The sequence below is a fragment of the Chryseobacterium sp. JM1 genome, from assembly GCF_000737715.1.
Taxonomy (GTDB): domain Bacteria; phylum Bacteroidota; class Bacteroidia; order Flavobacteriales; family Weeksellaceae; genus Chryseobacterium.
This window is the reverse complement of record NZ_JPRN01000012.1, coordinates 1-12,373: the sequence shown is the minus strand read 5'-3', so window position 1 is coordinate 12,373 and position 12,373 is coordinate 1. Positions and strand designations below refer to the sequence as shown.

At 37.5% G+C, this 12,373-nt stretch carries 11 protein-coding genes; 9 read left to right on the top strand and 2 right to left on the bottom strand.

The window, feature by feature from the left end; all coding sequences use genetic code 11:
• Positions 1 to 117 precede the first annotated feature (117 nt).
• Both IW22_RS17955 and IW22_RS17950 read right to left on the bottom strand, forming a co-directional pair.
• Complete coding sequence (locus IW22_RS17955) at positions 118 to 1,662, bottom strand: bifunctional response regulator/alkaline phosphatase family protein (RefSeq protein WP_034729179.1); 1,545 nt, start codon at positions 1,660 to 1,662, stop codon at positions 118 to 120.
• A 133-nt stretch (positions 1,663 to 1,795) separates the two neighbouring features.
• The gene (locus tag IW22_RS17950; protein WP_034729176.1) at positions 1,796 to 3,439 is read right to left on the bottom strand and encodes a S41 family peptidase; all 1,644 of its coding nucleotides are present in this window, start codon (positions 3,437 to 3,439) and stop codon (positions 1,796 to 1,798) included.
• 687 nt (positions 3,440 to 4,126) lie between these two features.
• Here IW22_RS17950 and IW22_RS17945 point away from each other — a divergent pair.
• The 9 genes from IW22_RS17945 (at position 4,127) to IW22_RS17905 (ending at position 12,222) form a co-directional block, all read left to right on the top strand.
• Positions 4,127 to 5,353, top strand: coding sequence for an HD domain-containing protein (locus tag IW22_RS17945; RefSeq protein WP_034729173.1), 1,227 nt, complete (start codon positions 4,127 to 4,129; stop codon positions 5,351 to 5,353).
• A 72-nt stretch (positions 5,354 to 5,425) separates the two neighbouring features.
• A complete protein-coding gene (gene lpxD, locus IW22_RS17940) occupies positions 5,426 to 6,457 on the top strand; it encodes a UDP-3-O-(3-hydroxymyristoyl)glucosamine N-acyltransferase (protein WP_034729171.1) in 1,032 nt (343 codons plus the stop codon).
• The gene (locus tag IW22_RS17935) at positions 6,450 to 7,847 is read left to right on the top strand and encodes a bifunctional UDP-3-O-[3-hydroxymyristoyl] N-acetylglucosamine deacetylase/3-hydroxyacyl-ACP dehydratase (protein ID WP_034729170.1); all 1,398 of its coding nucleotides are present in this window, start codon (positions 6,450 to 6,452) and stop codon (positions 7,845 to 7,847) included. The genes lpxD and IW22_RS17935 overlap by 8 nt, the downstream gene beginning before the upstream one ends.
• Positions 7,848 to 8,642, top strand: a complete 795-nt coding sequence (gene lpxA / locus IW22_RS17930) for an acyl-ACP--UDP-N-acetylglucosamine O-acyltransferase (RefSeq protein WP_034729169.1) — start codon at positions 7,848 to 7,850, stop codon at positions 8,640 to 8,642.
• A gap of 21 nt (positions 8,643 to 8,663) precedes the next feature.
• A complete protein-coding gene (locus IW22_RS17925) occupies positions 8,664 to 8,996 on the top strand; it encodes a hypothetical protein (protein ID WP_034729168.1) in 333 nt (110 codons plus the stop codon).
• Between the two features lie 26 nt (positions 8,997 to 9,022).
• Entirely contained in the window at positions 9,023 to 9,586 is a 564-nt protein-coding gene (gene efp, locus IW22_RS17920; RefSeq protein WP_034729167.1) for an elongation factor P, read from the top strand.
• 70 nt (positions 9,587 to 9,656) lie between these two features.
• Positions 9,657 to 10,559, top strand: a complete 903-nt coding sequence (locus IW22_RS17915; protein WP_034729166.1) for a UDP-3-O-(3-hydroxymyristoyl)glucosamine N-acyltransferase — start codon at positions 9,657 to 9,659, stop codon at positions 10,557 to 10,559.
• A gap of 91 nt (positions 10,560 to 10,650) precedes the next feature.
• Positions 10,651 to 11,523, top strand: a complete 873-nt coding sequence (gene sucD / locus IW22_RS17910; RefSeq protein ID WP_034704619.1) for a succinate--CoA ligase subunit alpha — start codon at positions 10,651 to 10,653, stop codon at positions 11,521 to 11,523.
• A gap of 21 nt (positions 11,524 to 11,544) precedes the next feature.
• Positions 11,545 to 12,222, top strand: coding sequence for a porin family protein (locus tag IW22_RS17905; RefSeq protein WP_034729165.1), 678 nt, complete (start codon positions 11,545 to 11,547; stop codon positions 12,220 to 12,222).
• Positions 12,223 to 12,373: the final 151 nt, after the last annotated feature.

Below are 12,373 nucleotides of genomic sequence, written 5' to 3'. Positions count from 1 at the left end.
TTTTTGCTAAGATAGGAACTCTTTAAGATTATTAAAAGAGCTGTAAAAAAGAAGCGGCAAAAATCATTCGATTTTTGCCGCCTTAAACCCAAAATTTTAAATAAACTATGAAAAAAACTACTTGGGTTCTAAAACGCTGATAGGAATAATACATTCCTCCAATGAGATTCCACCGTGCTGGTAGGTTTCTTTATAATAATTGACAAAGTGATTATAATTCTTAGGATAAGCCAGGAAAATATTATTTTTCGCAAAAATATATTTAGAACTTAAATTTCCTTTTGGCAGGAATAACTTTTCAGGATTAGTGATTGCCCACACATCGCTGTCGTCGTAAGTTAAACTTTTCCCTGTTTTATAACGGATATTCGTTGATGTTTCACGGTCACCCACTACTTTACTAGGTCTTTTCACATACACTGTTCCGTGGTCTGTGGTGATCACCAGTTTGTAGCCACTTTCTGCTGCTAGCTTAATGATTTTTAAAATGGATGAATTTTCAAACCAGTTATAAGTAAGAGATCTGAACGTCTTATCATCACGGATTAGCTGATCTACAATATGATTATCCGTTTTGGCATGCGAAAGGATATCAATAAAGTTGTAAACAATGACCAAAAGATCGTTGTTCTTATGCTGGTTAAAATCATCATAGATCTTACGCTCAAAATCTGCATTCAGAACTTTAAGATACTTCATTGACTTAGAGCCTAAGCCGATTCTCTTCATCTGATCTTCCAGGAAGTCACGCTCAAATTCATTTTTATTTCCCTCTTCATTATCATTGAACCATTTGTCCGGGAAACGTTTCTCTATCTCAGACGGCATAAGTCCTGCAAAGAAAGAGTTTCTCGCATACTGTGTCGCCGTAGGAAGAATACTGTAATAATAATCTTCCGAAACTTTATTGTAGTATTTTGTGAATAAAGGCTCGATCACTTTCCACTGGTCATAACGTAGGTTATCCACCATCAGAAGAAGAACTTTTTCTTTTTCTACTTCAGTTTTAATTTTTTCTTTGAAAAGCGTGTGGCTCATCATCGGTTTGTCGGAATCCGTAAGCCAGCCTTCATAATTTTTTTCAATGAATTTAGCGAACTGAATATTAGCTTCCTCTTTCTGCGACTGCAATAGATCTGCAAATTCATTGTCCGCTACTTTATCAAACTTGATTTCCCAGCTTAGAATTTTCTTGTAATATTCAGCCCATTCCTGATAGGTTCTCAGATAAGAAAGTTCCATAGACAGGTTTCTGAATTCCTGCTGGTACTGAAGAATTGTTTTTTGCTCCACAAGATTGTCCTCCTGCAGATTCTTTTTTAATGATAATAAAATCTGGTTAGGATTTACAGGTTTAAGAATGTAGTCAGCGATCTGAGATCCGATGGCTTCTTCCATAATATGTTCCTCCTCACTTTTTGTCACCATGACGATCTTTAAAGAGTTATCTTTCTCTTTGATCATTGGGATGGCTTCCAATCCCGAAATGCCGGGCATATTTTCATCGATAAGCGTTAAGGCGAACTTTTCCGAATCCATAAGCTCCAGAGCTTCGTTCACGTTATTAACGGGGGTTACATGGTAACCTTTTTTTTCTAAAAATACGATATGGGGTTTGAGTAAATCTATTTCATCATCTATCCATAATATCTTTTCCGACATAATTTAATTTTTTACATGGTTATTGTATCAAAATGTTGACCAATTCCTTTTAAATTCTCACAAATTAGAGAGAATAATAGTTAAATATTGGTTAAATGAAAATCCAGCGATTCATTACTTCTATTTAATCTATTTAAAAACCGGTCTTTATATATTCTAAAGCTCTTTCCAGAACTTCATCTTTTCCTTCTAATATGCCCTTTACGGTAGGTTTTACTACAATATCAGGAATGATTCCTATCCTCTGGGTTTCTCTTCCGTCCGGATAATAAGCACCCAGTCCTGTAAAGCAGGTATCCAGATCCGCAATTTTAAACCTGATAATATCACCATTTGCTCCCGAAGTATTGCTTCCAATCACTTTGGCTTTCGGATGCTGTTTAAACATCATGGTCGTGGTCTCTGCCTGGCTTTGCGTATTCTCGTCAGCCAAAACTACTACATTCCCTTTATAATAATCTGGATTCTTTCTGCCGATGGTATTTTTTGCGCTATAAAATTTACTCAAATAATCGGTCTCCGGAAAATTAAATTGATAATAAATCGACTTTTCCGGCAGAATCATCCTACTTAAAGGAAAAATGGTCTGCTTAGGATAATTTCTGAGGTCGAAAATGATCGATTTCGCAGATTTCAATTCCCGGTACATATCGTCCAGATCACTCTTTTCAATAATTCCCATATTCACATATCCAATCTTTTGATCTGCATCCAGAAACTTCCATTTTTGTATCGCTGATGGCTTTTCCCAGACGATATCTTTGAGAAGATAGGTTTTAATTGACAAGCTTAAATTCTGTCCCTCCCGTTCAATTTTAACCGTAACAGAATCATTGTTGCTGAAAAGTAAAAGGTTTTTCACTTTTGTAATTTTTCCCCAGGAATTGGAGGTAGGAACATATTTCCCTAGGCTGTTCACCATTTGTGGGATCGTCCGGCCATTCACATCATAAATCACATCGCCCTTTTTCAGAGGAGTTTGTTCGCTCAGTTTAGTGGTGAGAATCTTCGTTACCACCAGTTTTCCTTCTGCGTACATATATTCTACGGGAACTTTTCGTCTTCCATACAGATTGGCGTTAATTAATGGAGAATATAAAAATGCGTGGGAGTCATCCACTTTTGTCACCAGCTCAGCGAGAGTCAGATGATAACTTTCTTCATTATTGACAGAGAGAAATTTCGGGATCATTTCCGTTAAAACATCATTCCAGTTCTGATCAGTCAGATATTTATAAGGAAAAAAATATTCTACCAGATTCCAATATCTGAAAAGTTCCAAAAGACTGATCTGTTTAGAGGTAAATTTTGAACCGTATGAATTTTCATTTTTGAAGTAAACCTTTTTTCCACCGTTTCCAATATAATGGTTGCTTCCAAGATTTCTGTTGTTTTGAATAAACGAAAGCTGGCGGCTTACTTTTTCAGTGAACAGATGTTGATCATTCATCCAGTTCAGATCAAAATTTCTTAAAAAATAAACTTTCACTTTATCCTCTTTCGAACATTTTTTACATTCATCAACTTTCCCAAGATTATTGATCCAGTTAAAATATAATTCATTCAATTGATCTTTATCCTTAATGCTTTCAACTTCTTCTATTTTCTTTACAAGCTCCTGGTCCCATTCAAAATCTCCTTTTGCCACACGGGGATGATAATATTTTAAAAATCCCCAGACTTTACAAAGCGACTCCAGTTTTTGGGTCTCGGATAAAAGCTGCGCAGAAAAATGTAAACTGAAAAAAAACAGGATGAAAAGAGAAATTTTCCTCATTAAGTAGAACAGATTATTTATACAATCAAAGATATATTTTTAAAACAGAATACGTAGAAAACAGCCGTATAAATCCAGGGTTGAAAAAAAATAAAACACAAATATCACAAATATCTTCACTAATGCCACAAATGAATTCTTAAAGCGTAAACATCTGTGTAAATCTGTGAAATCCGTGGTCAAAAAAATAAAACACAAACATCATAAATATCTTCACGAATACCACAAATGAATTCTTAAAGCGTAAACATCTGTGTAAATCTGTGAAATCCGTGGTCAAAAAAATAAAACACAAACATCATAAATATCTTCACTAATGCCACAAATGAATTCTTAAAGCATAAACATCTGTGTAAATCTGTGAAATCTGTGGTCAAAAAAATAAAACACAAACATCATAAATATCTTCACGAATACCACAAATGAATTCTTAAAGCGTAAACATCTTTGTAAATCTGTGAAATCCGTGGTTAAAAAAATTAAAACACAAATATCTTCACAAATGCCACAAATGAATTCTTAAAGCATAAACATCTATGTAATATGTGAAATCCGTGGTAAAAAAAATTAGAACATAAATCATACTGGCAAATTATCTGTTTTTACACGCGTGAAATTCTTTAACATCAATTTAATAACGCTTAAAATTTAAAATCCCTAACTTTGTTTACTAATATCGACGTTTCAATGCAGAACAAGCTAAAGATCATCAACGACCCCGTTCATGGTTTCATCAGAATCCCACATGAAATTTTATTTGACGTTATCGAACATCCTTACTTTCAAAGACTACGGAGGATAGGGCAAACCGGACTTCTGAATCTCATCTTTCCCGGAGCTACCCACACCAGATTTCATCATGCACTGGGAGCGATGCATCTGATGTTTACAGCATTGGAAACCCTTCGCCAGAAAGGAATTAAAATCTCTGAAGAAGAAGAAAAAGGTGCCATGCTTGCCATTCTGATGCACGATATCGGGCACGGACCGTTTTCCCACGCACTGGAAAATATGCTGATGGACGACTGGCATCACGAAAAACTTTCGCTGTTACTGATGAATAAGCTAAATGAAGAATTTGGCGGCCAGCTTTCTGTAGCGATCGAAATGTTTCAGGGAAAATACCATAGAAAATTTTTCAACCAGCTTATTTCTTCACAGCTTGATGTAGACAGACTTGATTATTTGAATCGTGACAGCTTTTTTACAGGCGTTTCGGAAGGAAATATTAATACACAGAGAATTATTTCCATGATGAATGTTTGCAGCGAAGGCGAATTGGTCATCGATGCAAAAGGCGTTTATTCTATTGAAAATTTCCTGACCGCCAGAATGTTTATGTATTGGCAGGTCTATTATCATAAAACTTCGGCACTCGCTGAGTTTCTTTTGGTTGAGATCCTAAAGAGAGCAAAATATCTGGTTTCCCAGGGCATGGACCTACCTGCAGGCGAGAATCTGAAGTATTTTCTGTACCGTGCAAAAAGCTCGGCTACCGATGAGGATATTTATCGGTTTAACCAGCTTGATGATAATGATATAATTCATGCCATGAAATCCTGGCAGAATTCTGAAGACTTTATCCTTTCTTATTGGTGCAAGTGCGTGATTCAGCGAAATCTTCCCAAAACGGTTATTTCTACGCGTCCTTTTGCTCCGGAATTTATTGAAGAAAAAATAAAAAAGACCAATGAATTTTTCGGAATCGATAATGGAAATGAGCTTGTGCATGAGATTAAAAGAAAATTACTCCCATATGACACAGAAAAGCAGCCAATTTACCTTCTACAGAAAGATGGCAAAAAGATAAGGTTGGAAGAGTCCCAGGACCAGCTGTTGTCGGGGCTTATGGTTCATAAGACGGCCAGATATATTCTCACTTTTCCACGGGAAATTTCCAACATAATTTCTTAAATAATATTAAAATTCACGTTCCTAAAATCAAAAAATGTTTGCGAATTACAGAATTTCTTATCTTTGCAGAATATGGAATTTACAGCTTCGCAAATTGCAAGTTTTATTGACGGACAAATAATAGGCGACGAAAGTACGGTTATTACTGGGGTTTCACCAATTGAGAATGGTGAATCAGGGCATCTTTCTTTTATAGCACAAGATCGATTTTCGCATTTTTTAGATACCTCAAAATGCTCCGTTATTATTGTTTCGGAAAAACTTATAGATAAAGTTAATTATAATCCTACCTTAATTGTTGTAAAGGATGCATACCTTTCTTTCCAGATCTTAATGAATCTGTACCAGGAAATGCAGGGAAGAAAAGAAGGAATCGAAACCGGTTCTTCTATTCATGAAACTGCTGTGATTGGTGACAAGGCTTACATCGGGGCATTTACTTATGTTTCGGAGAAAGCTAAGATCGGAGAAGGTGCGCAGATTTATCCGCATGTGTATATCGGTAAAGGAGTAAAGATTGGTAAAAACTGTAAAATTGACAGTGGTGCCAGAATCTATGACTACTGTATTATCGGGGACAACTGTGTGATCCATTCCAACACGGTTGTGGGTGGCGACGGATTCGGTTTTCAACCTACAGCAGAAGGATTCAAAAAGATTCCTCAGCTGGGTAATGTGATCATTGAAGACGACGTAGAGATCGGTTCAAACTGTAGCATCGACAGAGCTACCATCGGTTCCACCATCATCGGAAAAGGAACGAAGATCGATAACCTGATCCAGATCGCTCATAATGTGAAGATCGGACAGAACAACGTTATTGCAGCGCAGGCCGGAATAGCGGGATCTACGACCATCGGAGACTGGAACCAGATCGGAGGGCAGGTAGGAGTGGTAGGCCATATCAAAATTGGCAACCAGGTTAAAATTCAGGCTCAGAGCGGGGTGAATTCAAGCGTTAATGATAAAGAAACGCTGTACGGATCTCCGGCGATAAGCTACAATGACTATCTTAGAAACTATGTTCATTTCAGAAATTTTACTGAAATTGTACGAAGAATAAATAATCTTGAGGATACCTCAAAAGATAAAACTAATGAGTGATATGCAAAAAACACTCCAGGAAGAAGTAACGCTTTCTGGAATTGGCCTTCATACTGGTAAAGAAGTAAAACTTACCATTAAACCTGCTAAAGAAAATACAGGTTTTGTGTTCGTAAGAACAGACCTGGAGGGACATCCTCAGGTAGAAGCTGATGTTAATTATGTAGTAGCAACAGAAAGAGGAACAACATTAGAAAAGCTGGGCGTAAAAATCACAACTTGTGAGCACCTTTTGGCTGCTTTGGTAGGCTGTGATGTAGATAACGCTATTCTGGAAATGGATGCTTCAGAACCTCCAATTTTAGATGGGTCTTCAAAATTCTTTGTTGAGGCTATTGAAAGTGTAGGTATTGTAGAGCAGAACATAGCCAGAGAATACCTGGTGATCAAAGAAGTTTTGAGCTATGCAGACCCTGCATCAGGATCAGAAATCACGATTATCCCTTCAGATACTTATGAAGTGACTACCATGGTAGATTTTGGAACCAAAGTATTGGGCACCCAGAATGCTACGCTTAAAAATATTTCAGAATTTAAAGACGAAATTTCTTCTGCAAGAACATTCAGCTTTTTACATGAGCTTGAAATGTTGCTGGATCACGGATTGATCAGAGGAGGAGATATCTCTAATGCGATTGTCTATGTAGATAAGGATCTCACTCCTGAAACGACAGAGAAATTGAAAAAAGCCTTCGGAAAAGACAATGTTTCTATCAGACCGAACGGTATTTTAGACAATCTTACATTAAACTACCCGAACGAAGCGGCGAGACATAAATTACTTGATGTAATTGGTGACCTTGCTTTAGCTGGTGTAAAAATAAAAGGTAAAGTCATTGCAAACAAACCGGGGCACTTTGTGAATACCCAGTTTGCGAAAAAACTAAACCGTCAGTGGAAACTTCAGAAAAAGAAAAACGTGCCGGATTTTGACCTTACCAAAGAACCTGTATTTGATATCAACGGAATTATGCGTCTTATGCCGCACAGACCTCCGTTCTTACTGATCGATAAAGTTCTTGAACTTTCAGACTCTCATGTAGTAGGTTTGAAAAATGTGACCATGAATGAGCCTTTCTTCGTAGGACATTTCCCTAAAGAGCCTGTAATGCCTGGAGTTCTTCAGGTAGAAGCTTTGGCACAGACGGGAGGTATCCTTGTGTTGGCAAGCGTTCCGGATCCGGAAAATTATTCTACTTATTTTATCAAAATCGATAAAGTGAAATTCAAGAAAAAAGTAGTTCCAGGTGATACTATTATTTTCAAGATTGAATTGATAGAGCCCATCCGAAGAGGTATTGTACATATGCAGGGATATGGATATGTAGGAGGTACCGTGGTTGTAGAAGCAGAGTTAATGGCTCAAGTTGCAAAAAATAAAGTTGATTAAATGATTCATCAATTAGCCGCCGTAGATAAACGCGCAAAAATCAGCAAAAATGTTATTGTAGAACCTTTTACTACAATAGCAGGGGACGTGGAAATAGGAGAAGGAACCTGGATCGGACCGAATGTTACCATCATGGATGGAGCAAGAATAGGAAAGGATTGTAAAATTTTTCCAGGAACTGTAATCTCTGCGATCCCTCAGGATCTGAAATTTGATGGGGAAGATACACAGACCATTATTGGAGACAGTACTACTTTAAGAGAATGTGTCACCGTCAACAGAGGAACCAAAGCGTTAGGATTTACCAGAGTCGGCAGCAACTGCCTTATTATGGCAACTTCTCATATCGCACACGACTGTATCATTGGTGACAATGTGATCATCGCCAACGGTTGTGGTATTGCAGGACACGTAGAAATAGGTGATTTTACCGTAATGGGAGGATTATCTGCAGTACAGCAGTTTGGTAAGATCGGAAAACATACCATGATCTCCGGAGGATCTTTGATCAGAAAAGATATTCCACCTTACGTAAAAGTAGCAAGAGACCCGATTTCTTATGCAGGGATCAATTCTGTAGGATTAAGAAGACGAGGATTCTCCAATGAGAAGATCTTTGAAATTCAGAAAATCTACAGAGCCATCTTCCAGATGAAGATGAACGTTTCCCAGGCTTTGGCATTTATTGAAAAAGAAATGCTTCCGACAGCTGAAAGAGACGAAATTCTTCAGTTTATCCAGAACTCTCCAAGAGGTATTGTGAAAGGATACGGAACGACCAAGGATAGCAACTAGTAATTTATAAACACAACACAAATGAAAAAACTATTTTTAATCCCATTGTTTATCTCTTCATCAATAATATGGGGACAGGAGAAAGAAAGTATAAAAACTGAAAATAGATCTTTCAAACCAAACATTGAAAGACAGAAGATGTACAATCAGAATGACAATATAGCAAAAAATATAAAGTTGGATATAAATCAAAGTTTAAGAGACGTTTATATTAAAAACAATGGTTTTAAAAAAGACATAAATTATTTTGAATCTAATGAGCATTTTTCTGAAAAGGGATACGGACCAATAAAGTTGAATGAAACGAAAAGTGACAAAATAGGGTCCATTTTGAATATAATTCTTAACAAATAGTATAAAAAAGTAATATAAATACATTAATGGCAACAAGTAACGATATAAGAAAAGGACTTTGCATCGAGTTTAGCAATGATATTTTCAAAGTAGTTGAATTTATGCACGTAAAGCCAGGGAAAGGACCTGCTTTCGTAAGAACAAAACTAAAATCGGTAACGAACGGAAAAGTTCTTGACAATACTTTCTCTGCAGGACACAAAATTGATGAAGTAAAAGTAATCACCAGAAAATTCCAGTATCTTTATGATGATGAGAATGGTTTCCACTTCATGAATAATGATGACTTCTCTCAATTATATCTGAATAAAGAGATGATCGAAAACTCTCAGTTTATGAAAGCTGGTGAAGAAGTAACGATCATTTTGAAAGAAGCTGACGAAACTCCGCTTTCTGCAGAACTTCCTCAGTCAGTTTATCTGGAAGTAATCGAAGCTGATCCGGGTGTAAAAGGAAACACGGCAACGAATGCTCTTAAGAACTCAATCGTTGAAACCGGAGCAAGAGTAATGGTTCCATTATTCATCGAGCCAGGTGATAAAATCAAAGTAAACACTGAAGACGGTAGCTACTTAGAAAGAGTAAAATAATCATAAAATTTACATAAATTCGGTTTGCACTAGCAGTCCGAATTTTGTTTTTATAAGAAAATCTATTGTTATGAGATTCCACTCTCCGCAAAAGCTTAAAACGATTGCCGAATTAATAGGCTCAGAATTTGTGGGTCCCGAAGACTTTGAAGTATTGGGAACCAATGAAATTCACATGGTAAAACCGGGTGACATTGTTTTTGTCAACCATCCGAAATATTACGATAAAGCGCTGAATTCTGCCGCTACAATCATCCTGATTGACAAAAAGGTAGAATGTCCGGAAGGAAAAGCCCTTTTGGTTTCTGAGGATCCTTTCAGAGACTTCAATAAGATCAATACTCACTTTACGAGAATATATAATTTCACGGAAGAACTTCATGATGCTGAAATAGGAGAGGGAACAAGAATCCACTCATCCGCAGTCATTGGAAACAATGTGAAGATCGGGAAAAACAGCCTTATCTTTCCTAATGTGGTGATTGGTGACAGAACCGAAATCGGGGATAATGTAATTATCCAGTCCGGAACTGTTTTGGGTGGTGATGCTTTCTACTACAGAAAATTGAACGGTAATTTTGACCGTCTGATCTCTGTTGGAAATGTCATTATCGAAAACAATGTGGAGATCGGAAACAACTGCACCATCGACAGAGGAGTGACAGATTCTACGGTGATTGGAGAAGGCTCTGTTTTGGATAATCAAATCCAGATCGGTCATGATACGGTGATCGGAAAAAAATGCCTGATCGCATCTCAGGTGGGCATCGCAGGATGCTGTGTAATTGGAGATGAGGTGACCCTTTGGGGCCAGGTGGGTATCGCTTCCGGTAACAAAATCGAGGCGGGATCTGTCATTCTTGGTAAAACAGGAGTAAACAGAGATCTTAAAAAAGGCACCTATATCGGGATGTTTGCAGAAGATTTTAAAGGCTATCTGAAAAAAGAAGTAAAGCTGAGAAATCTCAAATAAACTATTCTCTTGGTTTTGTCCAAAATCAAAGAAAAATAAGTAAATTTGTGAGCATTAATAAAATATTTAAATAAATTAAAACATCAATAAAATGTCAATTTTAGTAAACAAAGATTCTAAAGTAATTGTACAAGGATTTACAGGGAACGAAGGTACTTTCCACGCAGGTCAGATGATTGAATACGGAACCAACGTAGTAGGAGGAGTAACTCCAGGCAAAGGAGGATCTGAGCACTTAGGAAAACCTGTATTTAATACAGTAGCTGACGCTGTTGAAAAAGCTGGAGCTAACGTAAGTATCATTTTCGTACCACCTGCATTCGCTGCTGATGCGATCATGGAAGCTGCAGAAGCTGGGATCAAAGTTATCGTATGTATTACTGAAGGTATTCCTGTAGCAGATATGGTGAAAGTAAAATCTTACATCGCTGACAGAGACTGCAGATTAATCGGTCCAAACTGTCCGGGAATCATTACTTCTGAAGAAGCTAAAATTGGTATCATGCCAGGATTCGTTTTCAAAAAAGGTAAAGTAGGTATCGTTTCAAAATCAGGTACACTTACTTACGAAGCTGCTGACCAGGTAGTAAAAGCGGGTTACGGTGTTTCTACAGCAATCGGTATCGGTGGTGACCCAATCATCGGAACGACGACAAGAGAAGCTCTTGAATTATTCATCAACGACCCTGAAACTGAAGCGGTAGTAATGATCGGTGAAATCGGTGGTGGTCTTGAGGCTGAAGCTGCAAGATGGTACAAAGCTAGTGGATCTACTAAGCCGGTTGTAGGATTTATCGCTGGACAAACTGCTCCTAAAGGAAGAACTATGGGACATGCCGGTGCTATCGTAGGAGGTGATGAAGATACTGCTCAGGCTAAAATGCAGATCATGAGAGAGAACGGAATCAACGTAGTAGATTCTCCTGCTGATATCGGAGTTACCGTTGCTAAAGTTCTTGGATAATAGCTATACAAAACAAAACATATGAAAAAACTTTTATTAACCTCAGCATTGACCCTTTCCACTCTGTCTTTCGCCCAGATCGACTTTAAAAGTACAAGATTTGGTGTCACGGCAGGAGGTAACTATTCCAGAGTAAGAAATGCCCATAATCCTTCTGGTCCGAGATACGCGTTTCAGGGTGGAGTTTTAGCTCTTATCCCGATCGGAAAATCGAATCAGTTTTATTTACAGCCGGAGGTCGTGTACTATGGTGCAGGAGAAACGGGGAAAGATAAAGATGCTAAAGGAAAAGACGGTTATGATGCAGTATATGGTAACAACTACCTGAGTGTACCCATCTATTTTAAAGGATATTTTTCTGAAGCCGCTTCAGAATTCTTTGGAATGATAGGACCAAGATTTAACTTCCTGATGAGTCAGAATGTTAAAAATGCACCGGTAGGAAGACCTTATTATGACCCGGATTATGTGGTTACAGACTCTAAATATCCGGCAGGAGTTAGTGGAAAAGCAGCAAGCTTTAATTTCGCCCTTGGATTAGGAATAGGGTATAGCTACAAAAGACAGCTGGAACTAGCGCTTAAATATGACCTTGGTCTTTCAGATACTTATCCTGATCTTGCCAAAGACATAGGAGGTACTAACAAAGGCAAGTCTGAGCAGGTGATCAGCTTAAGCTTAAGCTATATCTTCAAATAGAATAACAAGTTATTCAGACATAAAAAATCCCGGAAAGTAATTTCCGGGATTTTTGTTTTATATGACTAAAATTTGTCAGTGAATCTATTTCTAGTGGCCTAGGAAGCTGTAGCGTTAAAAAAATTAAATCTTGATCCGTTAAAAAATTGCC

What these genes read in the sequence shown, in the direction of transcription:
- efp (WP_034729167.1), top strand. Translation starts at nt 9,023, where the DNA reads ATGGCAACAAGTAACGATATAAGAAAAGGACTTTGCATCGAGTTTAGC.
- IW22_RS17945 (WP_034729173.1), top strand. Translation starts at nt 4,127, where the DNA reads ATGCAGAACAAGCTAAAGATCATCAACGACCCCGTTCATGGTTTCATC.
- IW22_RS17955 (WP_034729179.1), bottom strand. Translation starts at nt 1,662, where the DNA reads ATGTCGGAAAAGATATTATGGATAGATGATGAAATAGATTTACTCAAA.
- sucD (WP_034704619.1), top strand. Translation starts at nt 10,651, where the DNA reads ATGTCAATTTTAGTAAACAAAGATTCTAAAGTAATTGTACAAGGATTT.
- IW22_RS17925 (WP_034729168.1), top strand. Translation starts at nt 8,664, where the DNA reads ATGAAAAAACTATTTTTAATCCCATTGTTTATCTCTTCATCAATAATA.
- lpxA (WP_034729169.1), top strand. Translation starts at nt 7,848, where the DNA reads ATGATTCATCAATTAGCCGCCGTAGATAAACGCGCAAAAATCAGCAAA.
- IW22_RS17915 (WP_034729166.1), top strand. Translation starts at nt 9,657, where the DNA reads ATGAGATTCCACTCTCCGCAAAAGCTTAAAACGATTGCCGAATTAATA.
- IW22_RS17905 (WP_034729165.1), top strand. Translation starts at nt 11,545, where the DNA reads ATGAAAAAACTTTTATTAACCTCAGCATTGACCCTTTCCACTCTGTCT.
- lpxD (WP_034729171.1), top strand. Translation starts at nt 5,426, where the DNA reads ATGGAATTTACAGCTTCGCAAATTGCAAGTTTTATTGACGGACAAATA.
- IW22_RS17950 (WP_034729176.1), bottom strand. Translation starts at nt 3,439, where the DNA reads ATGAGGAAAATTTCTCTTTTCATCCTGTTTTTTTTCAGTTTACATTTT.
- IW22_RS17935 (WP_034729170.1), top strand. Translation starts at nt 6,450, where the DNA reads ATGAGTGATATGCAAAAAACACTCCAGGAAGAAGTAACGCTTTCTGGA.